Origin of the sequence: Pseudomonas sp. NIBRBAC000502773 (genome assembly GCF_006517195.1) — a bacterium.
Classification (GTDB): Bacteria; Pseudomonadota; Gammaproteobacteria; order Pseudomonadales; family Pseudomonadaceae; genus Aquipseudomonas; species Aquipseudomonas marginalis.
Genome location: NZ_CP041189.1, coordinates 4501306 through 4526160, shown reverse-complemented (window position 1 = coordinate 4526160; position 24855 = coordinate 4501306). Strand labels below are relative to the sequence as shown.

Here is a 24855-nt window from a genome sequence, read left to right as displayed (position 1 = left end):
TCTTTGCTGACCAGAACAAAAATGCCCCACTCATCCGAGCGGGGCATTTTTTTATCCATCGGTGCGCTATCAGCCCGCTCGGCGCAGCAGCCAGAAGCCGGCCAGGGCGCAGATAGCCGTCGGCACCAGCACTGCAAACAGTGGCGAGAACCCGAACACCAGGCTCGACGGGCCGAGCAGGTCCTGGGCAATGCGGAAGGTGAAACCTACCAGCACGCCCGTGAATACCCGCTGGCCGAGGGTCACGGAGCGCAAGGGACCGAAGATGAACGAGATCGCCATCAGCACCAGTGCGGCGGTCACCACCGGCTGCAACACCTTGACCCAAAATGCCAGCCAGTAACGACCGTTATTCAAGCCTTGATCCTTGAGGTAGTGGATATAGCCCCACAACCCGGAGATCGGCAGGCTTTCGGGGATCATCACCACCGTATTGAGCAGTTCCGGCTTGAGGGCGATATCCCACTCTTCACTCGGCACATTGATCACTTCGGTGCTGGCCTTTGTGCCTTGGCCGACATTGCGGAAGTAAGTCGTGGTGACGTCGGTCAGTTGCCACTTTTCGCTGCTGTACTGCGCGCGTTTGGCGAAACTGGACGACAGCATGTGACGTTCCTTGTCGAACGTGTAGCGCGTCACACCGATCAACAGCCCGCCCGGTTGCACGGCGTTGATGTGGATGAACTCATCACCCTGGCGGTGCCACAGGCCATGCTTGGCGCTTTGTGCATCGCCCGAGCCCTGGGCCAGGGCGCGATTGGCCTGGGCGGTGGTTTCGGCCGGCGGCGCGACGTATTCACCGATCAGCACGCTGCACAGCATCAGCAGCAACATTGGCTTCATGACCGCCCAGACGATACGCCCGATGGACACACCGGCGGCGCGCATGATGGTCAGTTCGCTGTTGCTGGCCAGGCTGCCCAGGCCGATCAGGCAACCGATCAGCGCGGCCATCGGCATCATGTCGTAGAGACGACGCGGCGCGGTCAGTGCCACGTAGCTGAGCACGTCCCATACGGTATAGGTGTCGCTGACGTTGCCGACTTCATCGATGAAGGCGAACAATGAGGCCAGGCCCAGGATAATACCCAGTACCGCCAGGATGGCGATCAGGACGCTGCTACCAATGTAGCGATCGAGCTTAGCCACGAGCCAACTCCTTCTGGCCACGACGGCTCATCATTTTCAAACGAATAGGCTCCCAATACAGCAGCCCCAGGCCGATCACCAGGAACATGCCGTGCACCCACCACAGGCCCAGGACCGGCGACAGCTTGCCTTTCTCCAGGGAGCCACGGGCGGAAATCAGGATGGTGAGGTAAGCCATGTACAGCAGGATCGCCGGCAACAGCTTGAGGAAACGGCCCTGGCGCGGGTTGACGCGCGACAGCGGCACGGCCATCAGGGTCACGATAAACACCAGCAGCGGCAGGGAAATCCGCCATTGCAGCTCGGCGATGGAACGCAATTCCTTGCTGCCGAGCAGGTCCGCCGTGGGGATGGCGTCGCGGTCGGTGACTTCGTCGCTGATGTCCGGGCGGGCCAGCATCACGCCATAAGTGTCGTACTTGATCGCGCGATAGTCAGCCATGCCTGGACTGCCATCGTAGCGATAGCCATTTTCCAGGATCAGGTAGCGGCTGCCGTCAGGACGCACTTCCTGGCGGCCCGAATCGGCCACCAGCACGGAAATGCCCCGGTCTTTCTTGTCCTGGCCAAACCGTTTCTCGGAGATGAACACACCGCCCAGGTTGGCGCGGTCGTCGGTCAGGGTTTCCGTGTAGGTCACCCGTGAACCGTCATTGAGTGCCTGGAAACGGCCCGGCTCGAGGGTGTCGAACTCGGTCATCGCGTCCTGCTTGTTCAGCACCAGCTGGAACTGCATGGCGCCCTGGGGAGCCAGGCTCAGGCTCAACCAGGCCACGATCAGCGCAACGCCGGCCGCCGGAATCATGGTCATGCCCAGCAGGCGCTGCTGGCTCATGCCGGTGGCCGAGAGCACGGTCATTTCACTTTCAAGGTACAAGCGGCCATAGGCCAGCAAGATGCCGAGGAACAGGCCCAGCGGCAGGATCAGTTGCAAGAATCCCGGCAGGCGAAAGCCCATGATCAGGAACAGCGAGCCTGGGTCCAGGGCGCCGGAGGCAGCCTGGGCCAGGTATTTGACGAAACGACCACTCATGATGATGACCAGCAGGACCGCACTCACGGCACTCAGGGTCAACAGGACTTCGCGGGACAGATAACGGAAGACGATCAAACCAGACACTCCAGGGTTGTCAGGCTAAGGCGGCCAAACAAGCAAGCATACCGAGTCAGCCCGTTTGCACCGGGCCGGCTAAAAAGATGGCGCATTATCCTGTGATTGACCGCGCCTGTCACTGCGCAACCTCATGCGCACGCACAAAGCTGGTGGCAAGGGTTGTCAGGCTCCGCCGGCGAGGTTCAAACTGCGGCCTTTGTCGCTGGCGGTTTACACAGCCGCCAAGCTTTAAAGCCTGCGTACAGACGCCAGGCTCTCAGACCTTATATAAGGGACCCGAAAATGGAATTGGTTGTAAAAAGCGTTAGCCCCGAAACGTTGAAAACCGCCACCCTCGTGGTCGCCATCGGCGAAGGCCGCAAGCTCGGCGTAGCCGCCAGGCAGCTCGACGAACTCAGCGGCGGCGCGATCAGCGCGGTCCTCAAGCGCGGCGACCTGGCCGGCAAAGTCGGCCAAAGCCTGCTGCTGCAAAGCCTGCCCAACCTGAAAGCCGACCGCGTATTGCTGGTGGGCGTGGGCAAGGACGCTGAACTGGGCGACCGTCCGTTCCGCAAGATCATCAGCGGCATCCTCAACACCCTCAAGGGCCTGGGCGGCAGCGATGCGGCACTGGCGCTCGATGAAATCGTCGTCAAAGGCCGTGACAGCTACGGCAAGACTCGCCTGCTGGCCGAAACCCTAGTGGACGGCGGCTACATTTTCGATCAGTTCAAGAGCCAGAAAACCGAACCCCGCGCCTTGAAGAAAATCACCCTGCTGACCATCAAGGCCGCCCAGGCTGAAGTCGAGCGCGCCGTGACCCACGCCCAGGCCATCGCCAATGGCATGTCGTTCACCCGCGACCTGGGCAACCTGCCGCCGAACATCTGCCACCCGACCTACCTGGGCGAACAGGCCAAGGCATTGGGTAAAGAGTTCAAGGGCCTGAAAGTCGAAGTCCTGGACGAGAAGAAGATCAAGGAACTGGGCATGGGCTCGTTCTATGCCGTGGGCCAGGGCAGCGACCAGCCACCACGCCTGATCGTGATGCAATACAACGGCGGCAAGAAGTCCGAGAAGCCTTACGCCCTGGTCGGCAAAGGCATCACCTTCGACACCGGCGGCATCAGCCTCAAGCCGGGCCTGGGCATGGACGAGATGAAGTACGACATGGGCGGCGCCGCCAGCGTATTCGGCACCCTGCGCGCCGTGCTGGAACTGAAGCTGCCGATCAACCTGGTGTGCATCCTGGCCTGCGCCGAAAACATGCCGAGCGGCGGCGCGGCCCGTCCGGGCGACATCGTCACCACCCTCAGCGGCCAGACCGTGGAAATCCTCAACACCGACGCCGAAGGCCGCCTGGTGCTGTGCGATGCCCTGACCTACGCCGAGCGCTTCAAGCCACAGGCCGTGATCGATATCGCCACCCTGACCGGCGCCTGCATCGTGGCCCTGGGTTCCCACACCTCGGGCCTGCTGGGCAATAACGACGAGCTGATCGAGCAACTGCTCAGCGCCGGCAAGGCCGCCGACGACCGCGCCTGGCAACTTCCGCTGTTCGATGAGTACCAGGAGCAGCTGGACAGCCCGTTCGCCGACATCGCCAACATCGGCGGCCCGAAAGCCGGCACCATCACGGCTGCGTGCTTCCTGTCGCGCTTCGCCAAGAACTTCAACTGGGCACACCTGGACATCGCCGGCACTGCCTGGACCAGCGGCGGCAAGGACAAGGGCGCCACCGGCCGTCCGGTGCCATTGCTGACCCAATACCTGCTGGACCGCGCCAAAGCCTAAACACCTGCCCGGCTGCCTGCCGCGGTCAACTGTAGGAGCGAGCTTGCTCGCGAAGAGCGTCAACGATAACGCGTTCATCCTGGATGAACGCATTGTTCTCAGGTTCTTCGCGAGCAAGCTCGCTCCTACATTATGACGGCGGCAGGCGCGGCAGCCCAGGAACCGCAATGACCCAAGTCGACTTCTATATATTGCCCAGCGCCGATCCGCTCGCGCGCCTGGACTTCGCCTGCAAACTCACCGAGAAAGCCTGGCGCATGGGCCACCGCATCTACCTGCATTGCAGCGACGCCGCCCAACGCGACGAGCTCGACGCCCGCCTGTGGCGTTTCAAGGGCGAAAGCTTCGTGCCCCACGGCCCCGCAGAATCAGAACCCGAAGGCCAGGTTGTCCTGGGTTTGGGGGACAGTTGCGGCAATCACCAGGACCTGCTGGTCAACCTGGACCTGAAAGTACCGACTTTTGCCAAGGCCTTCGCCCGTGTGGCGGAAGTGGTGGTGGAAGATCCGGCTATTCGTCAGGCCGCGCGGGAGAGTTTCCGTTTCTACCGCGAACAGGGCTATCCTTTGCAAGATCACCGGCTACAACGACTTTGAGTACATGATGGACACTCCCAACCCGACAAAAAAAGATGACCACCTGCTGGACGACCTCGAGTCGATTCGTCAGTTGCTGGGTGATGATGACTTGCAACCGCCGCTATTGACCGAACAGGCCGATGGCGAGGTACAGATTCCGCTGTTGTTCGACATGGTCGGTGGCAAGCAGGTTGCCCCGGAACCGGTTGTCGAAGCCCCCGCTGTCGTGGACGCTGCCCCTGCTGCGGCTGAAAAGGGCCCCGACGCCCTGCTGCTGCACTTGGACAACGAACTGCGTGCCGCTGCGCAATTGATCATGCAAGACGTGATCGACGACTTTGCCCCCCATATCGAAACCGAGATCAAGCGCCGGATGGATGCGCGGATGGAGCGGCTGCTCAGCCAGTACCAGTCTTGAACCGTCCATAGATCCCCTGTGGGAGGTGGCAAACTCCTCCCACATTTGATTGCCTGCACCTTAAGCCCGCCTTCGCCTCGCCCTGCGCCCTATCCCCCGTTATACTTGCCGGCTTTCCTGAATATATGCCAACTAGGGTCCCGCCGCGCATGGATAAGACCTACCAGCCGCACGCTATTGAAACTTCCTGGTACAACACCTGGGAGTCCGAGAACTATTTCGCTCCGCAAGGCGCGGGCGAGTCCTACACCATCATGATCCCGCCACCGAACGTCACTGGCAGCCTGCACATGGGCCATGGCTTCAACAATGCGATCATGGATGCGTTGATCCGTTTCCGCCGCATGCAGGGCCGCAATACCCTGTGGCAACCAGGTACCGACCACGCCGGTATCGCCACCCAGATGCTGGTGGAGCGCCAACTCGAAGCCACCGGCCAGAACCGTCACGACCTGGGTCGCGAGAAATTCCTGGAAAAAATCTGGGAGTGGAAAGACCAGTCCGGCGGCAACATCAGCCGTCAGATCCGTCGCCTCGGTTCGTCCGTCGATTGGAGCCGCGAGCGCTTCACCATGGATGACGGCCTGTCGGAATCGGTGAAAGAAGCCTTCGTGCGCCTGCATGAAGACGGCCTGATCTACCGCGGCAAGCGCCTGGTCAACTGGGACACCAAGTTGCACACGGCAATTTCCGACCTTGAAGTGGAGAACCACGACGAGAAAGGTTTCCTGTGGAACCTCAAGTACCCACTGGCGGACGGTGCCAGGACCGCTGAGGGCAACGACTACCTGATCGTCGCCACCACCCGTCCGGAAACCATGCTTGGCGACGCCGCCGTCGCGGTCAACCCGAACGACGAGCGCTACCAGGCACTGATCGGCAAGTTCGTCGAGTTGCCGCTGGTAGGCCGCCGCATCCCGATCATCGCCGACGATTACTGCGACCCTGAATTCGGCACCGGCTGCGTGAAAATCACCCCGGCCCACGATTTCAACGACTACGAAGTCGGCAAGCGCCACAACTTGCCGCTGTTGAATATCTTCGACAAGAATGCCGCCGTGCTGCCGGCCTGCCAGGTGTTCAACCTGGACGGTACGCTGAACGAGAGCATCGACGGCAAGATCCCGGCCGAATACGCCGGCCTCGACCGTTTCGAAGCGCGCAAGCAGATCGTTGCCGCCTTCGACGCTGCCGGCCTGCTGGTCAGCGTCGATGACCACGGCCTGAAAGTGCCGAAGGGCGACCGTTCCGGCACCGTGATCGAGCCGTGGCTGACCGACCAGTGGTACGTGTCCACCAAGCCCCTGGCCGAGCCGGCGATTGCCGCCGTGGAAGACGGCCGTATCCAGTTCGTGCCCAAGCAGTACGAAAACATGTACTTCTCGTGGATGCGCGACATCCAGGATTGGTGCATCAGCCGCCAGCTGTGGTGGGGGCACCGCATTCCGGCCTGGTACGACGAGTCGGGCAAGGTCTACGTGGGCCGCGACGAAGCCGAAGTACGCGCCAAGCACAACCTCGGCCCGGACGTGGCGCTGCAACAGGACAACGACGTACTGGACACCTGGTTCAGCTCGGGCCTGTGGACCTTCTCCACCCTCGGCTGGCCGCAGCAGACCGAATTCCTGAAGAAATTCCACTCCACCGACGTGCTGGTCACCGGCTTCGACATCATTTTCTTCTGGGTTGCCCGGATGATCATGCTCACCATGCACTTGGTGAAGAACGAGGACGGCACGCCGCAGGTACCGTTCAAGACCGTGTACGTGCACGGCCTGGTGCGGGATGGCCAGGGCCAGAAGATGTCCAAGTCCAAGGGTAACGTCCTCGACCCGCTGGACATTATCGACGGCATCGACCTGGAAACCCTGGTGCAGAAACGCACCTCGGGGCTGATGCAGCCGAAACTGGCGAAGAAGATCGAGAAGCAGACCCGCGACGAATTCGCCGACGGCATTGCCAGCTACGGCACCGATGCGCTGCGCTTCACCTTCTGCTCGCTGGCGTCCACCGGTCGCGACATCAAGTTCGACATGGGCCGCGTCGAAGGCTACCGCAACTTCTGCAACAAGATCTGGAACGCCGCGCGCTACGTGCTGGACAAAGGCGAAGACTGCGGCCAGAACGGCGAGGCCATCGAGCTGTCCCTGGCGGATCGCTGGATCATCTCGCAGCTGCAGCGCACCGAAGCCGAAGTGACCCGTCAACTCGACCAGTTCCGTTTCGACCTGGCCGCACAGGCCTTGTACGAGTTTATCTGGAACCAGTATTGCGACTGGTACCTGGAACTGTCCAAGCCCGTATTGTGGGACGAAAACGCGCCGATCGAACGTCAGCGCGGCACCCGTCACACCCTGGTACGCGTGCTCGAAGTCGCCTTGCGTCTGGCGCATCCGTTCATGCCGTTCATCACCGAAGAAATCTGGCAACGCCTCGCGCCGCTGGCCGGCAAAGACGGCAAGACCATCATGCTGCAACCTTGGCCGGTGGCCAACGAAGCACGTATCGATGAGGCGGCCGAGAGCGATATCGAGTGGCTCAAGACCCTGATGCTCGGCACGCGCAACATCCGCGCCGAAATGAACATCGGCCCGGGCAAGCCCCTGGCGGTATTCGTGAAGAACGCCAGCGCCGAAGACCAGCGCCGTCTCACCGAGAACGATGCGCTGCTCAAGAAGCTGGCGAAGCTGGAATCGATCACCGTATTGGCGGATGGCGCCGAAGCGCCACTGTCAGCGACCGCGCTGGTCGGCGACATGGAAGTGCTGGTGCCGATGGCCGGCTTGATCGACAAGGGCGCGGAACTGGCCCGTCTCGACAAGGAAATCCTGCGCCTGCAAGGTGAAGTGGCGCGGGTGGGCGGCAAGCTGTCCAACGCGGCATTCGTCGACAAGGCACCGGCTGAAGTGATCGATAAGGAACGCGCCAAGCTGGCCGAGGCCGAACAGGCTTTGGGCAAGCTGGCGGAGCAACATGCGCGGATTTCCAGCCTCTAAGGGGCAATCCGTGTGAAAAAAAGAGACCTTCGGGTCTCTTTTTTTGCCTGGTGTTTCCCAATCCCTTGCTGGCAATACAGTCAATGTGGGAGGGGGCTTGCCCCCGATGGCGATCTGTCAGCCAGGCTAGTCTTGACTGATCCACCGCTATCGGGAGCAAGCCCCCTCCCACATTTGACCGAGTTATCCTCGGGAATGTGTGACAATGGCCGCCACTTTGAGCCAACACCAGAATCATCATGACCGCCCCCACTACGCCCAAACCTCCACGCAAGAAGCCTAAGACCGCAGCCACGGCCAAACCCGTCGCGCCGCGCAAAGAGGCTACCCTGCACCCACGCAACCGCCACACAGGCCGTTACGACTTCCCGGCGCTGATCAAGACCACGCCGGAATTGGCGCAATACGTGATCATCAACCCCTATGGCAAAGAGAGCATCGACTTCGCCAGCCCGGACGCGGTGCGGGTGTTCAACCGGGCGTTGCTCAAGGCCTTCTATGGCATCCAGCATTGGGACATCCCGGCGGATTACCTGTGCCCGCCGGTACCGGGACGTGCCGACTACGTGCACTTCCTCGCCGACCTGCTGGCCAGTGTCAACGAGGGCAAGATCCCGCGCGGTTCAATCGTCAAGGTGCTGGACATCGGCATGGGGGCCAACTGTGTCTACCCGCTGATTGGCTATATGGAGTACCGCTGGAACTTCCTTGGCTCGGAGGTCGACCCTATCGCCGTGGCCGCCGCCAAGGCCATCGTGCAGTCCAACGACCTGAGCAAGGTCATCCAGTTGCGCCAGCAGGAAAACCCCAAGCACATCCTGCTGGGCCTGCTGGAACCGGGTGAGCGTTTTGACCTGACCATGTGCAACCCACCGTTTCATGCATCCATGGACGAAGCCACCAAGGGCAGCGAGCGCAAGTGGCGCGCCTTGGGCCGGGCCGATCCTAAGCGCAAATTGCCGGTGCTCAACTTCGGTGGCCAATCGGCCGAGCTGTGGTGTGAAGGCGGTGAAGCACGCTTCGTGACGCAGTTGATCGCCGAGAGTGCGCACTTTGCCCACAAGGTGTTGTGGTTCAGCACCCTGGTGTCAAAAGCGTCAAACTTGCCCGCGATCGAGACCGCCCTGAAAAAAGCCGGCGTGCTGGAAAGCCAGGTGGTGGAAATGTCCCAGGGCCAGAAGCAGAGCCGTTTCGTGGCCTGGACCTTCCAGACCAAGAACGAACAGCAGATCTGGCGCCAGCGCTGGGTGAGATAGAGACAAATCCCAGGCAACAAAAAACCGTGCCCGGATCGCTCCGGAGCACGGTTTTTTTTTGCTGCGTCTTACTTGTTAACAGCGTCGGTCAGGCCTTTGGCCACAACCAGCTTGATAACTTTCTTGGCAGCGATTTCGATGGCAGCGCCAGTCGAAGGGTTACGGCCAGTACGGGCAGGACGCTCGGTCACTTTCAGTTTGCCAACGCCTGGCAGAGTGATTTCGCCGCCGTTTTCCAGCTGGTCAGCAACAACTTGGCTCAGTTGGTCCAGCAGTGCGCGCACGGTGGTTTTTGGTGCGTCTACTGCTTCAGCCAGGTCAGCGATCAGTTGGTCTTTAGTAATAGCCATTGTGGTGTTCCTTCCCTATCAAATTCATATGGATTGCAGAGTGCAGTGTCAGCCGTCGAGCCCGACCGTCATGGCCTGGCACCCCCGGCTATAACCACGGAGATCGGGGTTATAGATGCTTGAAACGGGGATTGGTTCGACCTGACAGATGCTGAATGCACGCTTATCGCCGAGACTTGGCGTAAGACGGGGCAAAACTAGCACAGAGACGGGGAAATATCCGCTTCTACCTACCCATTTGGTCAGCTTTATCGCTCTAAACCGTGAAAAAAAGGCATATGCCTCGTCGGAGAGCATCCAAAATGCCCTTCGACGCGTGTCTTGACCAATGGGTGCGGTACACTGGGCGACTTTTCGGGGAGGCCGACCGCTCCCCTTCAACCAGCCGAGAAGCCCATGCCGATCCGTCATTGCATCGTCCACCTGATCGACAAAAAACCCGACGGCACACCCGCAGTTCTCCACGCCCGCGACTCCGAGCTTGCCGAGTCGGCCGCCATCGAGAACATGCTTGCCGACCTCAACGAGAGCTACAACGCCAAACAAGGCAAGGCCTGGGGTTTCTTCCATGCCGAATCCGGCGCGCACCCGTTCAGCGGCTGGTTGAAGGAATATTTCGAGGGTGGCCAGGATTTCACCACGTTCAGCCGCACCGCCGTCGAACACCTGCAAAAACTGATGGAGGAGTCCAACCTCTCCACCGGCGGCCACGTGCTGTTTGCCCACTACCAGCAAGGCATGACCGACTACCTCGCCATCGCCCTGCTGCACCACAGTGAAGGCGTGGCGGTGACCGACGAGTTGGACGTGACCCCGTCGCGCCACCTGGACCTGGGCCAGTTGCACCTGGCAGCGCGTATCAACGTGTCCGAGTGGCAGAACAACAAACAGTCCAAGCAGTACATCTCGTTTATCAAAGGCAAGAACGGCAAGAAGGTCTCGGAATACTTCCGCGACTTCATCGGCTGCCAGGAAGGCGTCGACGGCCCGGGCGAGACGCGCACCCTGCTCAAGGCCTTCAGCGACTTCGTCGAAAGCGAAGACCTGCCGGACGAATCCGCCCGCGAAAAAACCAAGACCCTGGTGGATTACGCCAGCAGCCAGGCCAAGCTCGGCGAGCCCATGGGCCTTGAAGAGCTGTCGGGCTTGATCGATGAAGATCGGCCCAAGGCGTTCTACGACCATATCCGCAACAAGGACTACGGCCTGTCGCCGGAAATCCCGGCGGATAAACGCACCCTCAACCAGTTCCGCCGCTTCACCGGGCGCGCCGAGGGCCTGTCCATCAGTTTTGAAGCGCACCTGCTGGGCGACAAGATCGAGTACGACGAGGCCGCCGGCACCCTGATCATCAAGGGCCTGCCGACCCAACTGACCGACCAGCTCAAGCGCCGTAACTGATGCTTGGCGGGGTCCTCAAGAAAGTCCTGCTGGTGTTGCTGGTGGTGGTGGTTATCCAGAACTGGGGCAAGGTCGAGCGGCTGTTCAACCCGTCCCAGGTGGTGCCGGAGCAGACGCGAGCGTCGGCGCGGGTCGTGCTGTATGCCACCGAGTGGTGCGGCTACTGCAAGCAGATCCGCCGCTTCCTCGACCAGAAGGGCATTCCGTACCAGGCCGTCGATATAGAGAAGGACGCCCAGGCGCGCAAGGCGTATGAAGCGCTGGGCGGTGGCGGGATTCCGTTTGTGGACGTGAACGGCACGCTGATTCGCGACTACAACCCTGGCGCGATCATGGCCGCTCTGAAGTAATCAGCGCACCACGATTACCCGCCCCAACAGACTGTGCTGCTCGAACCCCAGCACCGCTTGCAAGGCGTTGAGTACCGCCTGGGGGTCGTTGCTCGGGAAGCTGCCGCTGACGCGCCTGGCGCCCATCGCTTCGTTGAGCAGCAGGATGCGGCCAGGGTAGTAACGCCCCAGGTCCTTGACCACCTCCGCCAGCGGTGCCTTGTAGTAGTTGAGCCAGCCATCCCGCCAGGCCAGGCGGGATTCGCTGTCGACCGCGTGCAAGGGATCGGCGCTGCCATCGGCGTAGGCCACTTGCTGGCCCGCCGTCAGAATTTGCTGCGGCCCCTGTTTCGACGCGGTCACGCCCACCCGTCCCGACAACACCGTCACCTCGGCCCCCGCCGGTTGCAGACGCACTTCGAACTGCGTCCCCAGCACCCGCGCTTCGCCGCCGCCCGCCTCGACCACAAAGGACTCGCCGGTGTGGGTGACGCTGAAAAACCCTGCACCGCGGCGCAATTGGATATGTCGCTCACCGTGGCTGAAGTCCACGGCAATGGCGCTGTCCGCATCCAGCGTGACCTTGGATTGATCGGCCAGGGTGACGGTTTTCACTTCTCCCGGTGCGCTCACGTAATCGGCGCCGAAGTCATCGATCCACCGCGAAGGCTGCCAACCGGCGCCCATGGACACCATCAACACCAGGCACGCCGCCATGGCTAATGCGCCGGACCAGCGCACCACCCGCGAGCGCGTCGGGGTGTTCATCGCATTGAGGTAGCCCCGCAGTGCCAGCGCGTCCTCATCCGCCAGTTGGCGTGCCGGCACTTCGCTCAACTCCCAAAGCACCTGGGCCTGGGCATAGGCTTCGACGTGCGCAGGATCTGCCCTTAGCCAGCGACTGAACGTGGCCTGGTCGCCACTGCTGGGCTGGTCGTGCAACAGGCTCAGCCAGGCCAGTGCGGCTTGTTCCTGGTCTGGCGTGGGGGTCGGATTCACGGTGCTTTCCCTGGCGTGCGCGATGGCGATGGTTCGCGAAGGCTGGCTTTGCAGGCTTCGAGGGCACGCATCATATGTTTTTCTACGGCGCTTTGGGACAGGCCCATGGCCTTGGCGATTTGCGCGTACTTGCGCCCATGAATGCGGTTGAGCAGGAAGATCTGCCGGGTGCGCTCCGGCAGGCTGCGCAGGGCGGCTTCGACATGCCGCAGGTCGTTGCCCGCCTCGAGCGCCGCCTGGGGCTCTGAGCCCTGGTTATCCTGCTGCTCCGGCAGCCAGCCTTCACTGCTGCGCACCCGCGCGCCTTCGCTGCGCAGGTGGTCGATGGCGATATTGCCGGCGCAGCGCAACAGGTAGGTGCTGAGTTCTTCGACCTGCACCAATGGCCGCCGCCAAAACCGCAGGAACAGGTCCTGCACCAGGTCGGCCGCCGTGGCGCGGCACCCGACACGGCGGCTCACCAACGCTTCCATCTGCGAACGCTGGGACAGGAACACCTGCAGGAAATGCGCACGCCCACCCGCCGCGTCAGCCTGCGGGCTGTCCTGGGAGTCGGGTGGGGTGCTGATCATCATGGCCGCGGCTCAGAACGTTGCGAAGGCGGCAACAGGGCTGGCCAGCAGGCCGACGCCTGCCAGGATCAAGGCCAGCCTTGGCCGATACGGCAACAACAGCACCAGCAACAGGGCGCTGAGCATCAACACCGCGCACCACTCCACCAGGCCCTGGCCCCAACCGGCGACAGCCACGGCGGGCCAGATCGAGACTGTCAGCAGCAGCCAACCGATGACGCGCAAAGCAAGACGCCGCCGAGGCGCTGGCTTGCTGTGCAGCAGTTCGCCGTGGTGACGGTCGGTGGACAGGCACAAGGCGGTGAACCCCGCGTAACACATCAGCAGCGCGAGGAGCATTCAGTTCGCCTCCGGCTTGAGCTGCGGCGGCCGCGCCCGTTCGGTCTGGGGCTGCGGGGCCTTGCGGTGCTGCATCTTCCAGGCTGCCCAGGCGAGGAATAGGCCGCTGGCCAGGCAGGTCAGGTCGAAGCCGGCCATGGCCCAGTCGCCACGGGCCAGGGATACGCCCAAATGTTGATGGGTGGTCAGCGCATTGAGCAACGGGATTGCGGCAAACAGCAGTGCTGCGAAGCTCAATTGCTCAACCCAACCCTGGCGGCCCCGGCGCAGGATCGCGTGCAACAGGCTCAGGCCCCAGGCGATAAAGAAGACCTGCACTTCCCAATCGGAGCGCTCGGCAAAGCCCACCGGGAATAAACGGTTGGCCCAGAAGAAGGCTGCAATGGCGATCAACAGCCCGGACATGCTGGCGATGTTCAGCACGTCCACCAACCGCAGTTCAAACGGCATCACGCCGCTTTTTGCATGTTTGAGTTGCCGCTTGCCGAGCCAGATCACCAGCCCCGTGCCGATCATCGCCGTGCCCGCCAGGCCGCAGATAAAGTACAACCAGCGCAGCACCGGACCGGCGAAATGGCCCATGTGCAGGCCATAGAAGCTGCCGCCGATCGCCGCCGGCAGCGATTGTTCAGCACTGACCCGCAACAACTCACCAGTGTTGCCGTTGAACGACACGGTACTGCCGAAGTCATGCACCACGCGGTCGGAACTGGCACGGGACAGGTTCACCGAAGCGTTTACATCACTCGGGTTGTTCACCGCCAACCGCCCGACATGCCCACCCGCCCACTGCGCCCTCGCCTGCTCGTACATCGGCAGCAATGACAGCAGTCGGCCAGGCTGACCCAACGCCGGCGCATTATTGGTGGCGGGGAACACGTCATTGAAGAAGGCCCGGGTGTCGTTGCCATAGGAAGCCACGATCGGCGCCGGCATCACCATGCTCATGAAAATCACCAGGCTGCTGTAGGTGATCATCAGGTGAAACGGCAGCACCAGCACACCCACCGCGTTATGCCCGTCGAGCCAGGAACGCTGGCCTTTGCGGGGCGGAAGGTGAAGAAGTCCTTGAAGATTTTCTTGTGGGTGATGATGCCCGTGATCAACGCCACGAACATCACCATCGCTGCAATGGTCGACAGCCAGCGGCCCCACGGGTAAGGCATTTGCAGCTGGAAGTGGAAACGGTAGAAGAAATCCCCGCCCATGCTTTCCCGGGCCTGTACGGCTTGACCGCTCACGGGGTCGAGGGTTTTCTGAATGAAATTGCCGCGTTTGCCGGGGTCGACTTTGTCTTGCCACATCACAGACAGGCCAGGGTCGCGGCTATCCGGCAAGGTGATGAACCAGCGTGCGGCCGTGGGTGCGACCTTCTGCAGGTAGTCCTGGGCGACACTCAGACTGCGCGCGTCATCCAGGGGATGGGCCTGTACTTCGGGTTGCATCCAGTGAGTGATCTCATCCTTGAAATAGGCCAGGGTGCCCGTCAGGAAAATCGCAAACAGCAGCCAGCCAAAGATCAGCCCGGCCCAGGTGTGCAACCAGGCCATGGCCTGGCGAAAGCCCTCTTTCATGTGCGTACCATCCACAAGCCCACGCCTGCCAGGGTGGCAAACGCCGCACTCGGCAGCATCACGCCGCACCACGCGCGCCATGCCGTACGACAGGCGAAGCACCAGAGCACTGCCAACAGGTAGAACACGAACGAACTCATCATCCCGGTGATCACCGCATCGGCGCGGGACGTTGGCATCCACAGTGCCAGGCAGATGCTCGCCAGGGACGCCATCAGGTAACCGCCGACCACAGCGGCGAGCACCCGCGATGTGACGGCGAGACGATAGGAGGCGGGCAGTGAGGTTTTGCTTTTCATGCAGGAGGCGCCAGGTTCATCAGCGCGCAATATTAATGATAAATATTCTCATAAGCAAAACAGAACGGATGAAACACCTGCCTTCACGCATTGCCGAACGGTTGGCGGCGCCCTACAATGCGAACAATTCTTGTTCTCTAAAGCATGACCATGCTTGTGGAGTGTTTGCGTTGCAGCCGCCCAACCCTGTCGAAGTGCTCTACAACGACCATCACCACTGGCTCACCAGCTGGTTGCGACGCAAGCTCGGCTGCCCGGAAAGTGCGGCAGACCTGGCGCAGGACACCTTCATCCGGGTCCTGACCGCACGGGAGGCGCCGACGCTGATCGAGCCCCGCGCGTTCCTCACCACGGTCGCCAAGCGCGTGTTGTTCAACTTCTACCGCCGCCAGGACCTGGAACGCGCCTACCTCGACGCCTTGGCGCAGATGCCTGAGCAGGTAGCGCCATCAGAAGAAGAGCGCGCGATCATCCTGCAAACCCTGCTGGAGCTGGACCAGTTGCTCGACGGCTTACCCACGCTGGTCAAACGCGCATTCCTGCTGGCCCAACTCGACGGCCTGACGTACGCGCAGATCGGCGCCGAACTGGGCATCTCCATCGCCACCGTCAAGCGCCACCTGAATAAAGCCGCCCTGCGCTGCTACTTTGCCCTATGAATTTTTCCACCCAGGTTGCCGAACAGGCCGTGCACTGGCTGATGGAAATGCAGCAAGGCGCGCTCAACCCACGCCAGCAGGCGGCCTGGCAACAATGGCTGAATGCCCATAGCGAACATCAGCGCGCCTGGGACCATATCCAGCGCGTCAACCAGCGCCTGCGCGGCATGCCCTCGCCCCTGGCCCACGCGGCGTTGGGCGCGCCGACCGCCACCAGCCGGCGCCAGGCGCTGAAGTTGTTGCTGATCCTCGGCGCCGGTTCGGCCGCCGCCTGGAGCCTGCGCCAGCAGCATATCCTGCCGCCGTTGACCGCCGACTACCGCAGCCCCGTCGGCCAACGGCGCAAGGTGCAATTGGCCGACGGCAGCCAGTTGCAGCTCAATACCGGCAGCGCCGTGGATGTGCACTTCGACGGCCGGCAACGGCTGATCCGCCTGCTCGAAGGCGAGATCCTGCTCACCGCCAATGCCGGCAGCATGCCGCTGCAGGTGTTGACCGGCCAGGGCCTGCTCAGCAGCCAGGCGGCGCGCCTGAATGTGCGCCAGTTCAACGACCACACCCAACTGGCGGTCTTCGACGGCCGCGTCGAGGTGATGCCCAACACCTACAGCGGCCTGCCCCTGACGGTCGACGCGGCACGCCAGGTCAATTTCACCCGTAAAGGCTGGGACACCCCGCGACCTACCGATGCCAACAGCGGCGCCTGGGCCGACGGCATGCTGGTGGCCGCGCATATGCGCCTGGAGGACTTTCTCGCCGAACTGGGCCGCTACCGCCGTGGCCAGCTCCATTGCGATGCGCGGGTCGCCAACCTGCTGCTGTCCGGCAGCTACCCGCTGGACGACAGCGAACGCATCCTCGACCTGCTGGAGGTCAGCCTGCCGGTCAAGGTGCGGCGTTTTACCCGCTATTGGGTGAGCGTCCAGGCCCGTGCATAAATTATTTTCAGCCACCGTGAGCCGTTTTCCGCACCTCGCGTGACAGAGAAGGAAAGCCACCTTGATCCTTCCTTCTCAGGACCGCTCTTCATGCCCCAGCAACCCACCCTTCTCGCCCGCACCTTGCGCCAACTGCTGCTGGGCGCCAGCCTCAGCCTGACCGTACTGCCTTGCGTGATGGCGGCCGATACCAAGCCGTATCACATCGCCCCAAGCTCGCTGGAAGCAGCCCTGAACCAGTTTGGCCGTGAAGCCGGCGTGTTGATTTCCTTCGGTTCCGAAGTCACGGCGGGCATGCAGAGCCGTGGTTTGTCCGGCAGCTACAGCGCCGCCGAAGGCCTGCAGAAGCTGCTGGAAGGTACCGGCCTGCAAGCCCGCGCCGAAGGCGACAACGCCTACAGCCTGCAACCGGCAACGGCGCCGGCGGCTGTCGAGTTGGCGACCTCCAGCGTGGTCGGCGACTGGCTCGGCGATGCGGCGCAAACCAATGTCTTCGAACACCCCGGCGCCCGTGACGTGATCCGCCGCGAAGAGTTCGAACGCCAGGGCGCCACCCAGGCCAAGGACGTGCTCAACCGCATCCCCGGCGTCAACGCTCCGGACAATAACGGCACCGGCAGCCACGATATGGCGCTGAACTTCGGCATTCGCGGTCTCAACCCGCGCCTGGCCTCGCGCTCAACGGTACTGATGGACGGCATCCCGGTGCCCTTCGCACCGTACGGCCAGCCGCAGCTGTCGTTCGCACCGATCAGCATGGGCAACATGGACGCCGTGGACGTGGTGCGTGGCGGCGGCGCGGTGCGCTACGGCCCGCAGAACGTCGGCGGCGTGGTCAACTTCGTGACCCGCGCGATCCCGGATGCACCCACCGTCAAAGGTGGCTTGCAGACCGAAACCAGCCCGTCTTCCAGCCATGACGGCTTCAAGACCACCGGCAACCTGCTGGCCGGCGGTACTGCCGAGAATGGCCTGGGCGGCGCGATTTTGTATTCCGGCACCCGTGGCGGCGACTGGCGCGAAAACAGCAACACGCGCATCGACGACCTGATCCTCAAAGGCAAATACCAGCTCGACGACGCCAACAGCTTCAACGCCATGGCGCAGTACTACGAAGGCCAGGCCGATATGCCTGGGGGCTTGAACGTCGCGGACTACAAGGCCGATCCGTATCAGTCCACCCGCCCCTACGACAAATTCTGGGGCCGCCGTACGATGTTCAACGTCGGCTATCGCTACGAGCAGGACCGCCGCGAATTCACCGTCAACAGCTTCTTCACCAAGACCCTGCGCAGCGGCTACCTGGACCAGGGCACGTTCCTGTCGCTGTCCCCGCGCGAGTATTGGGTGCGTGGCGTGGAAACCCGTTTCGCCCAGGGCTTTGACCTCGGCCCGACCAGCCATGAAGTGGGCGTCGGCTACCGCTACATCAACGAAGCCGGCCACGAACTGCGCTACCGCACGCCGATTTCCGCCAACAACCAGCAAATCCCCAGCACCGACAGCCGCAACGACCGCGACACCCGTGGCGGCACCGAAGCCAATGCGTTCTTCGTCGATGACCGGATTGATATCGGCAAATGGACCATCACCCCGGGCATTCGCTACGAGATGATCGAATCCCAGCAGAGCAACAACCTGACCAACGTCAAATACAAAGGCGACTACAACACCGCGCTGCCGGCGTTGAACGTGCTCTATCACCTGACTGATGACTGGAACCTGTACGCCAACACCGAAGGTTCATTCGGCAGCGTGCAGTACAGCCAGATGCCCAACCGTGTGACCAGCGGTGAAGTGAAACCGGAAAAAGCCCGCACCTGGGAACTGGGTACCCGCTATGACGACGGCACCTTGCGCGCAGAGATCGGTGCGTTCCTGATCAACTTCGACAACCAGTATGAAAGCAACCAGACCAACGACTCGGTGATCGCCCGCGGCGAAACGCGCCACCAGGGCATTGAAACCAGCATCAACTACGCCCTCGATGGTTTGAGCCCTGCGTTGGCCGGTTTCGATGTGTACGCTACCTACGCCTACGTCGACGCCACCATCCGCGAAGACGGCCCGAACAAAGGCAACCGCGTGCCCTTCTCGTCCAAGCATAAGGGCACCCTTGGCGTGGGTTACACCGAAGGGCGCTGGAAACTCAATGTGGACAGCAGCTATCAGAGCAGCCAGTTCGCCGACAACGCCAACACTCAGGCAGAAAGTGCTGACGGCGCCAACGGTCGAATCCCCGGCTACATGCTGTTCAGCAGCCGCGCAGCCTATGACTTCGGCCCGCAACTGTCGGATCTGAATGTGGCGGTCGGCGTGAAGAACATCTTCAACACGCAGTACTTCACCCGCTCGTTCGACGACAACAACAAGGGCAAATACGTGGGTGAGCCGCGTACGCTGTACGTGCAGACCTCCATCGCGTTCTAACTGCCCGCCAGGCAACTGGGAGTGGCGGCGACCAGAGCGTCGATTGCACAACGGGTCTTGGCCGGCATATGCACGGCTGTCGGCCAGATCACATGGATCGGCGCGGGTTGCTCGCGATAGCCGGGCAACACCGCGACCAGTTGCCCACGCAGCACATAGTGCGCAATCAACCAACTCGGCAACCAGGCCAGGCCGACGCCCGCGATGGCGGCATCGGCCACCGCCTGGAGGTCGTCCATCATCAACGGCGAGGCCACGGGATTGCGCTGCGGGGTCGTGCTGCGATAGGCGATGCCGCGATGGCGGGCGAGGTCTTCGATGCATTCAATCGGCCCGACGCGCTGCAAGTACGCCGGTGACGCCGCCAGCCCAACAGCCTGTTCGCCCAGGCGACGTGCACTGAGGCGGTCGGTGTCGGGCAGCGGGCCGATCCGCACGGCGACGTCGAAGCCTTCCTGTGCCAGGTCCACCAGCCGATCGGCGAAGCTGATCTCGATCTCCAGTTCCGGATAGCGCGCCATCAACCCCCACAATGCCGGGGCTGCGTAGTGATGCCCGAAGGCCAGTGGCAAGCTGGCCCGCAAACGACCGCGTGGCTGTTGCCGGCCGCTTTCCAGTACCGATTCGGCCGCCTCGAGTTCCGCCAACGCGCGCAGGCAATGTTCGTAGTAGGCCTGGCCGTCCTCGGTCAGCCGCTGGCGGCGGGTGGAACGCTGCAACAGGCATGTGCCCAGGCGTGCTTCCAATCGTGCCAGGCCCTTGCCGACCGCAGAGCGGGTGAGGTTCAGCCGTTCGGCGGCCTCGGTCAGGTTGCCGCTTTCGACGATGTGCAGAAACAGCTCAACGCCATCAAAACGCGGTGTCGTCATGGCTCGATTGTCGCCCCAAATTCCCTTATTAGCGGAAAACTTATCACGAATAACGAAACAGATTCCCCTGAAAATAACGCGACACTTCATCCACAGGAGAATCCCATGCCACCCGCCGCCACGCTAACCACCGCCAGCCCCCCGCGTACCGCCAGGAATGGGCTGGCCCTCACGGCCGTGTGCCTCGTCGCCCTGATGTTCGGCCTGGAGATTTCCAGCGTGCCGGTGATCCTGCCGACACTCGAGCGAGAGTTGGGCACGGGCTTTCAGGACGCCCAGTGGATCATGAACGCCTACACCCTGGCCTGCACCAGCGTGCTGATGGCGGCGGGCACATTGGCCGACCGCTTTGGCCGTCGCCGCATGCTGGTGCTGTGCCTCTGGGTGTTTGGCCTGGCCTCGCTGGCCTGCGGGCTGGCCGAGGATGCCTCGCTGCTGATCACGGCGCGGTTTATCCAGGGCATCGGTGCCGGGGCGATGATGATTTGCCAATTCGCCATCCTCTCGCACCTGTTCCGCGAACCGGCAGCGCGGGCACGGGCGTTTGCGATATGGGGCGTGATTGCCGGCGTGGGCCTGGGCTTCGGGCCGATGATCGGCGCATTGATCCTGGCGGTGGCGGATTGGCGTTGGGTGTTCCTCGTACATGTGCCGCTCACCCTGTTCACCCTGGTGCTGCTGCGCATCAGCGTGCAGGAGTCCCGCGACCCGGCCGCCCATCGCCTGGACATCGCCGGCATGCTCACCCTGACCCTGTCGGTGTTTGCCCTGGTGTACTTCATCACCCAAGGCAGCGAGCACGGTTTCGGCACACCGGCCATGCTCGGTTGGGCGGCGCTGTCGGGGCTCGGCCTGCTGCTGTTCATCACGGTCGAGCTCCGCAGTGCGCACCCGATGTTCGACTTCTCGGTGTTCCGCATCCAGCGGTTCAACGGCGCCTTGATGGGTTCGATCGGCATGAACTTCAGCTTCTGGCCGTTCATGATCTACCTACCGTTGTACTTTCAGGCGGGCCTGGGTTACGACACCTTGACCACCGGCGCCGCGCTGCTCGCCTATACCCTGCCGACCTTGCTGGTACCGCCGCTGGCCGAGCGCCTGGCCCTGCGCTATGGCGCCGAACGCATCATCCCCCTCGGCCTGGGCCTGATGGGCGCGGGCTTTCTGGCCATGGCCGCCGTCAATGGCGCCGAGCACCCACGTATCGGGCTGGTGCTGCTCAGTTGCGTGATCGCCGGCGCAGGCCTGGCGCTGACCAACTCGCCCACCACCAATACCACCACCGGCTCGGTGTCGGCCGACCGCGCGGGCATGGCCTCCGGCATCGACCTCAGTGCGCGGCTGATCACCCTGGCGCTCAACATTGCCCTGATGGGCCTGGTGCTGTTGCTGGGGATCAGCCATCAGTTGGCCGAGATGCTACCCGCCACCACGTCAATGGAGTGGCCGGCCATCAGCCAGAACATTGCCGCAGGAAAGTTGGAGTCGATGGGGCTGGCAGCCAACGATGCTAAGGCGGCACTGCGCCACGGCGCCGGTTGGGCGATGCTGTTTGCCGGGTTGGGGGCTGGGGGGCTGGCGCTGTTGAGCCTGTATTTTTTCCGACGCGGCGCCTGAACGAAAACGGGCCTGCAGATGCAGGCCCGTTTGCAGGGGGTGAAAAGAACGTCAGCCGTTGATGACCGCGTTTTCGTTTTCCAGGAATTCCTGTTCCAGCGCGTCTTCGTTCACTTTGTTGATGGGCTGGTTTTTCGCGGCAGCGCGGGGCTTGCCTTGCAGTCGACCAAACAGATGTTCCAATGCGTGATCCAGCTTGGTGGCCGCGCTGTCAATCGCTTGTTCCAGGGTATCGCCCTTGGCGGACACCGACAGCGGTTGATGGCCTTTTGGCCGCGCTTCCAGGCGGCAACTTAAATCGTGGGGACCGGGCTTGTCGCCGTTCTCATCCCGCAGGTAGACCTCCACTCGGGTCAGGTCTTCTTCATAACGTTCGAGCGTGCTCTCAATGGTAGTACGTACCCACTCCTCCAGTCGGATGCTGCTTTCAATATGGTTATCGCTATTGACTTGGATTTGCATAGTTCTTCCCTTATTTCAGCTAGCTCGCGAGAGGTCACAAACTGCAACACCGGGGTGGTGAAACCATGACCTCTTGATTACACAATTGAGCAGTCAGAGAAACATTTCAACCCCTTTGCAAAGATAAATCCCACATTACAAATTAACCCTGACGATAAGCAGAAACACTGTTAGGGTGGGGAGTTAGTTACATCTTCTTACGCCCCGCGCCCCTCATAATTGCCCCTCCCCCAGCGGGTGCAAGGCGCGAAAAATTCCTGCTTCCTCCACCAGCCAGTCATGCACCGCGCGCACGCCGGGATGGTTCAGGGCACCCGGCGCATACAGCAGCACATAACGTTTGTGGTTGGGCACCGCGAGGCCGAACGGCACGATCAAGGTGCCGCGTTCCAGCTCATCATTGAGCAAGGTGCGTCGTGCAATCGCCACGCCCATGCCGGCGATGGCGGCCTCGATGGTCAGGTGGTTGCGGTTGAAGGTGTGGCCACGGCGTACATCGGCGACGTGATAGCCGATGGCATTCAGGTAGAACTCCCACTCCGCATACTCGTAACTCCCACGCCAGGCGGTAATGTCATGCAGCAGCGGGAAATGCATGAGATCGGCCGGACCGTGCAAGGGCGGTCGCCCCCGCAACAGGCTGGGGGCGCAGACCGGGAAAATCTGCTCATCCAGCAGGGCTGTGGATAACAGTCCAGGGTAGCTGCCGTCATTGAGGTCGATGGCCAGGTCAAAGTCGCCTTCGTGCAGGGCGATGCTGCTGTCCTCGGCGACCATGCGCAGTTGGATATCCGGGAAGCGCTGCTGCAAGCGCGGTAGGCGTGGGGTCAGCCACTTGCCGAGAAATGATGGAATCGAGCGCAGGCGAAGCGTGCCGCTGATCATCCCCGCATCCAGCCGCTGCAACTCGGCGTCGATGCTGCCGTAGGCCTCCCCCACCGTTGCCGCCAGGCGCTGGCCCTCGGCACTCAGCTCCACCCCTCGTGCCCGTCGATGAAACAGCCGAAACCCCAGGCGCTCCTCCAACTGGCGGATTTGCTGGCTCACCGCCCCCGGCGTGATGTGCAGTTCTTCGGCGCAGCGGGTGAACGACAGATGCCGGGCAGCGCAGGAAAACACGTGCAACCAGACGTAAGTCTGGCCATGGAGAGGGCGAGCCATCGGGTTTAGTCCTGCTAAAGGGTGTCTTAGGATAATTCGTTGGTCAGTGCCGATCCAGAAGCTCAGTATCGCGCCAATTGCGCTCGTCCTACAAAACATGGCAGCGATTCCTACTCCATTGCTTGTAAGGGTTTAGCATGGCTATCAGCGTTTTCGATCTATTCAAAGTGGGCATCGGCCCGTCCAGCTCCCATACCGTCGGCCCCATGCGCGCGGCGGCGACCTTCGCCCAGGCCCTGAGCGACCAGCACTTGCTGAGTGAAACGCGCCGGATCGAAGTACGCCTGTATGGCTCGCTGTCCGCCACCGGTGTCGGCCACGCCACCGACCGCGCCTGCGTCATGGGCTTGATGGGCGAATGGCCGGATCAGGTCGATCCCGCCTCGATCAACACGCGAATCCAACAGCTGCGCGAGTCCGGACGGTTGTTGCTGGCCGGTCAACAGGAAATTGCCTTCAACTGGCACAGCGACCTCCTGCTGCTGGACGAAAGCTTGCCCTACCACCCCAACGCCATGTCCCTGCACGCCTACGGCGACAACGGACTGCTCAGCGAGCAGACCTATTACTCGGTGGGTGGCGGTTTCATCATCGAAGCCGCTGAAGCGGCTTCGGGCATCGCGCCGGCCAGCGGTGTGCAATTGCCTTATGACTTCTCCAGCGCCGTCGAGCTGCTGGCCCTGTGCAACCAGCACGGCCTGCGGGTTTCCGAATTGATGATGGCCAACGAACGCGCCTGGCGCAGCGATGAACAGATCCGCAGCGGCCTGCTGCATATCTGGTCGGTGATGCGCGAATGCGTGGAACAAGGCCTGCGCCACGAAGGCCTCCTGCCCGGAGGCCTGGACGTGCCACGGCGTGCAGCGAAATTGCACCGCAGCCTGTTGGAAATCGGCAAACCCAATGTGATCACCTCGACCTTGTCGGCCATGGAATGGGTCAACCTGTTCGCCCTCGCCGTCAACGAAGAAAATGCCGCGGGCGGGCGCATGGTCACGGCGCCGACCAATGGCGCAGCGGGGATCATCCCGGCGGTGCTGCACTACTACATGAAGTTCAATGCCGACGCGTCTGACGACGATGTGATCAATTTCTTCCTGGCCGCCGCAGCCGTCGGCATTCTGTGTAAGAAAAACGCCTCGATCTCCGGTGCCGAAGTCGGTTGCCAGGGCGAAGTCGGTTCAGCCTGCGCCATGGCCGCCGCCGGCTTGGCCGACATCCTCGGCGCCACCCCCGAGCAACTGGAAAACGCCGCCGAAATCGGCCTGGAACACAACCTCGGCCTGACCTGCGACCCGGTCGGCGGCCTGGTGCAAGTGCCGTGCATAGAGCGCAATGCCATCGCCGCGGTCAAGGCCATCAACGCCACGCAAATGGCCCTGCGCGGTGACGGCAAGCACTTCATTTCCCTCGACCGGGTGATCCGCACCATGCGCGATACCGGCGCCGACATGCACGACAAATACAAAGAAACTTCACGGGGCGGCCTGGCGGTCAACTGGGTGGAGTGCTGATTGCGCTGTCTGCGATCGTTTTTTCCGTGTTGCCCTGAAACGGATCACCAACCTCAAT

The 24855-nt window shown here is 62.2% G+C and carries 22 protein-coding genes and 1 pseudogene; 12 read left to right on the top strand and 11 right to left on the bottom strand.

Annotated features, from left to right (window positions below; genetic code table 11):
• Positions 1–69: 69 nt before the first annotated feature.
• Entirely contained in the window at positions 70–1149 is a 1080-nt protein-coding gene (lptG, locus tag NIBR502773_RS20860) for an LPS export ABC transporter permease LptG (RefSeq protein ID WP_065938634.1), read from the bottom strand.
• Positions 1142–2260 carry an LPS export ABC transporter permease LptF gene (gene lptF, locus NIBR502773_RS20855; RefSeq protein WP_027604666.1) on the bottom strand — a complete coding sequence of 373 codons (1119 nt, stop codon included), beginning with the start codon at positions 2258–2260 and terminating at the stop codon, positions 1142–1144. Before lptF ends, lptG begins: the two co-directional genes overlap by 8 nt.
• Positions 2261–2545: 285 nt before the next feature.
• Between lptF and NIBR502773_RS20850 the strand changes: the two genes are divergently transcribed.
• From NIBR502773_RS20850 to rlmF, 5 genes are all read left to right on the top strand, one after another.
• Positions 2546–4036, top strand: a complete 1491-nt coding sequence (locus NIBR502773_RS20850; protein ID WP_065924182.1) for a leucyl aminopeptidase — start codon at positions 2546–2548, stop codon at positions 4034–4036.
• A 167-nt stretch (positions 4037–4203) separates the two neighbouring features.
• Complete coding sequence (locus NIBR502773_RS20845; protein WP_141156838.1) at positions 4204–4632, top strand: DNA polymerase III subunit chi; 429 nt, start codon at positions 4204–4206, stop codon at positions 4630–4632.
• 7 nt (positions 4633–4639) lie between these two features.
• Complete coding sequence (locus tag NIBR502773_RS20840; protein ID WP_115487676.1) at positions 4640–5032, top strand: DNA polymerase III subunit chi; 393 nt, start codon at positions 4640–4642, stop codon at positions 5030–5032.
• Positions 5033–5181: 149 nt separating this feature from the next.
• On the top strand, positions 5182–8028 hold the full coding sequence (locus NIBR502773_RS20835; protein WP_108573909.1) for a valine--tRNA ligase: 2847 nt from the start codon (positions 5182–5184) through the stop codon (positions 8026–8028).
• Between the two features lie 239 nt (positions 8029–8267).
• Complete coding sequence (gene rlmF / locus NIBR502773_RS20830; RefSeq protein WP_141156837.1) at positions 8268–9284, top strand: 23S rRNA (adenine(1618)-N(6))-methyltransferase RlmF; 1017 nt, start codon at positions 8268–8270, stop codon at positions 9282–9284.
• A 68-nt stretch (positions 9285–9352) separates the two neighbouring features.
• Here rlmF and NIBR502773_RS20825 read toward each other — a convergent pair whose 3' ends face one another.
• Positions 9353–9634, bottom strand: coding sequence for an HU family DNA-binding protein (locus NIBR502773_RS20825; protein WP_003188840.1), 282 nt, complete (start codon positions 9632–9634; stop codon positions 9353–9355).
• 396 nt (positions 9635–10030) lie between these two features.
• Between NIBR502773_RS20825 and yejK the strand changes: the two genes are divergently transcribed.
• Complete coding sequence (gene yejK / locus NIBR502773_RS20820) at positions 10031–11035, top strand: nucleoid-associated protein YejK (RefSeq protein WP_012722392.1); 1005 nt, start codon at positions 10031–10033, stop codon at positions 11033–11035.
• The gene (locus NIBR502773_RS20815; RefSeq protein ID WP_141156836.1) at positions 11035–11385 is read left to right on the top strand and encodes a glutaredoxin family protein; all 351 of its coding nucleotides are present in this window, start codon (positions 11035–11037) and stop codon (positions 11383–11385) included. Before yejK ends, NIBR502773_RS20815 begins: the two co-directional genes overlap by 1 nt.
• Here NIBR502773_RS20815 and NIBR502773_RS20810 read toward each other — a convergent pair whose 3' ends face one another.
• From NIBR502773_RS20810 to NIBR502773_RS20790, 5 genes and pseudogenes are all read right to left on the bottom strand, one after another.
• Entirely contained in the window at positions 11386–12363 is a 978-nt protein-coding gene (locus NIBR502773_RS20810; RefSeq protein WP_141156835.1) for a FecR family protein, read from the bottom strand.
• Positions 12360–12938, bottom strand: coding sequence for an RNA polymerase sigma factor (locus NIBR502773_RS20805; RefSeq protein ID WP_027604674.1), 579 nt, complete (start codon positions 12936–12938; stop codon positions 12360–12362). Before NIBR502773_RS20805 ends, NIBR502773_RS20810 begins: the two co-directional genes overlap by 4 nt.
• 9 nt (positions 12939–12947) lie before the next feature.
• Entirely contained in the window at positions 12948–13274 is a 327-nt protein-coding gene (locus NIBR502773_RS20800) for a DUF3325 domain-containing protein (RefSeq protein ID WP_115487671.1), read from the bottom strand.
• Positions 13275–14824 (bottom strand): annotated as a pseudogene (locus tag NIBR502773_RS20795) (PepSY-associated TM helix domain-containing protein). It abuts the gene before it with no gap.
• A gap of 20 nt (positions 14825–14844) precedes the next feature.
• Positions 14845–15147 carry a DUF3649 domain-containing protein gene (locus NIBR502773_RS20790; RefSeq protein WP_115487669.1) on the bottom strand — a complete coding sequence of 101 codons (303 nt, stop codon included), beginning with the start codon at positions 15145–15147 and terminating at the stop codon, positions 14845–14847.
• A 170-nt stretch (positions 15148–15317) separates the two neighbouring features.
• On the opposite strand from NIBR502773_RS20790, the gene NIBR502773_RS20785 reads away from it, so the two are divergent.
• From NIBR502773_RS20785 to fecA, 3 genes are all read left to right on the top strand, one after another.
• The gene (locus tag NIBR502773_RS20785; RefSeq protein ID WP_141156834.1) at positions 15318–15806 is read left to right on the top strand and encodes a sigma-70 family RNA polymerase sigma factor; all 489 of its coding nucleotides are present in this window, start codon (positions 15318–15320) and stop codon (positions 15804–15806) included.
• Complete coding sequence (locus NIBR502773_RS20780; RefSeq protein ID WP_141156833.1) at positions 15803–16744, top strand: FecR domain-containing protein; 942 nt, start codon at positions 15803–15805, stop codon at positions 16742–16744. The genes NIBR502773_RS20785 and NIBR502773_RS20780 overlap by 4 nt, the downstream gene beginning before the upstream one ends.
• A 90-nt stretch (positions 16745–16834) precedes the next feature.
• Positions 16835–19174, top strand: coding sequence for a TonB-dependent Fe(3+) dicitrate receptor FecA (gene fecA, locus NIBR502773_RS20775; RefSeq protein WP_141156832.1), 2340 nt, complete (start codon positions 16835–16837; stop codon positions 19172–19174).
• Here the strand turns inward: fecA and NIBR502773_RS20770 are convergent.
• The gene (locus NIBR502773_RS20770; RefSeq protein WP_141156831.1) at positions 19171–20043 is read right to left on the bottom strand and encodes a LysR family transcriptional regulator; all 873 of its coding nucleotides are present in this window, start codon (positions 20041–20043) and stop codon (positions 19171–19173) included. The two genes, fecA and NIBR502773_RS20770, sit on opposite strands and share 4 nt — an antisense overlap.
• A 105-nt stretch (positions 20044–20148) precedes the next feature.
• Here NIBR502773_RS20770 and NIBR502773_RS20765 point away from each other — a divergent pair, with 105 nt between their 5' ends.
• Positions 20149–21660 (top strand): MFS transporter, encoded by a 1512-nt coding sequence (locus NIBR502773_RS20765; protein WP_141156830.1) that lies wholly within the window; start codon positions 20149–20151, stop codon positions 21658–21660.
• A 51-nt stretch (positions 21661–21711) separates the two neighbouring features.
• Here NIBR502773_RS20765 and NIBR502773_RS20760 read toward each other — a convergent pair whose 3' ends face one another.
• Entirely contained in the window at positions 21712–22122 is a 411-nt protein-coding gene (locus tag NIBR502773_RS20760; RefSeq protein WP_027604683.1) for an HPF/RaiA family ribosome-associated protein, read from the bottom strand.
• Between the two features lie 213 nt (positions 22123–22335).
• Entirely contained in the window at positions 22336–23283 is a 948-nt protein-coding gene (locus tag NIBR502773_RS20755) for a LysR substrate-binding domain-containing protein (RefSeq protein ID WP_141156829.1), read from the bottom strand.
• A 137-nt stretch (positions 23284–23420) separates the two neighbouring features.
• Here NIBR502773_RS20755 and NIBR502773_RS20750 point away from each other — a divergent pair, with 137 nt between their 5' ends.
• Positions 23421–24797 (top strand): L-serine ammonia-lyase, encoded by a 1377-nt coding sequence (locus tag NIBR502773_RS20750; protein WP_141156828.1) that lies wholly within the window; start codon positions 23421–23423, stop codon positions 24795–24797.
• Positions 24798–24855: the final 58 nt, after the last annotated feature.

Bases quoted from the DNA above. Each gene is read 5' to 3' on its own strand.
- NIBR502773_RS20850 (WP_065924182.1), top strand. From the start codon at position 2,546: ATGGAATTGGTTGTAAAAAGCGTTAGCCCCGAAACGTTGAAAACCGCC.
- NIBR502773_RS20845 (WP_141156838.1), top strand. From the start codon at position 4,204: ATGACCCAAGTCGACTTCTATATATTGCCCAGCGCCGATCCGCTCGCG.
- NIBR502773_RS20840 (WP_115487676.1), top strand. From the start codon at position 4,640: ATGGACACTCCCAACCCGACAAAAAAAGATGACCACCTGCTGGACGAC.
- NIBR502773_RS20835 (WP_108573909.1), top strand. From the start codon at position 5,182: ATGGATAAGACCTACCAGCCGCACGCTATTGAAACTTCCTGGTACAAC.
- rlmF (WP_141156837.1), top strand. From the start codon at position 8,268: ATGACCGCCCCCACTACGCCCAAACCTCCACGCAAGAAGCCTAAGACC.
- NIBR502773_RS20825 (WP_003188840.1), bottom strand. From the start codon at position 9,634: ATGGCTATTACTAAAGACCAACTGATCGCTGACCTGGCTGAAGCAGTA.
- yejK (WP_012722392.1), top strand. From the start codon at position 10,031: ATGCCGATCCGTCATTGCATCGTCCACCTGATCGACAAAAAACCCGAC.
- NIBR502773_RS20815 (WP_141156836.1), top strand. From the start codon at position 11,035: ATGCTTGGCGGGGTCCTCAAGAAAGTCCTGCTGGTGTTGCTGGTGGTG.
- NIBR502773_RS20805 (WP_027604674.1), bottom strand. From the start codon at position 12,938: ATGATGATCAGCACCCCACCCGACTCCCAGGACAGCCCGCAGGCTGAC.
- NIBR502773_RS20800 (WP_115487671.1), bottom strand. From the start codon at position 13,274: ATGCTCCTCGCGCTGCTGATGTGTTACGCGGGGTTCACCGCCTTGTGC.
- NIBR502773_RS20790 (WP_115487669.1), bottom strand. From the start codon at position 15,147: ATGAAAAGCAAAACCTCACTGCCCGCCTCCTATCGTCTCGCCGTCACA.
- NIBR502773_RS20780 (WP_141156833.1), top strand. From the start codon at position 15,803: ATGAATTTTTCCACCCAGGTTGCCGAACAGGCCGTGCACTGGCTGATG.
- fecA (WP_141156832.1), top strand. From the start codon at position 16,835: ATGCCCCAGCAACCCACCCTTCTCGCCCGCACCTTGCGCCAACTGCTG.
- NIBR502773_RS20770 (WP_141156831.1), bottom strand. From the start codon at position 20,043: ATGACGACACCGCGTTTTGATGGCGTTGAGCTGTTTCTGCACATCGTC.
- NIBR502773_RS20765 (WP_141156830.1), top strand. From the start codon at position 20,149: ATGCCACCCGCCGCCACGCTAACCACCGCCAGCCCCCCGCGTACCGCC.
- NIBR502773_RS20760 (WP_027604683.1), bottom strand. From the start codon at position 22,122: ATGCAAATCCAAGTCAATAGCGATAACCATATTGAAAGCAGCATCCGA.
- NIBR502773_RS20755 (WP_141156829.1), bottom strand. From the start codon at position 23,283: ATGGCTCGCCCTCTCCATGGCCAGACTTACGTCTGGTTGCACGTGTTT.
- NIBR502773_RS20750 (WP_141156828.1), top strand. From the start codon at position 23,421: ATGGCTATCAGCGTTTTCGATCTATTCAAAGTGGGCATCGGCCCGTCC.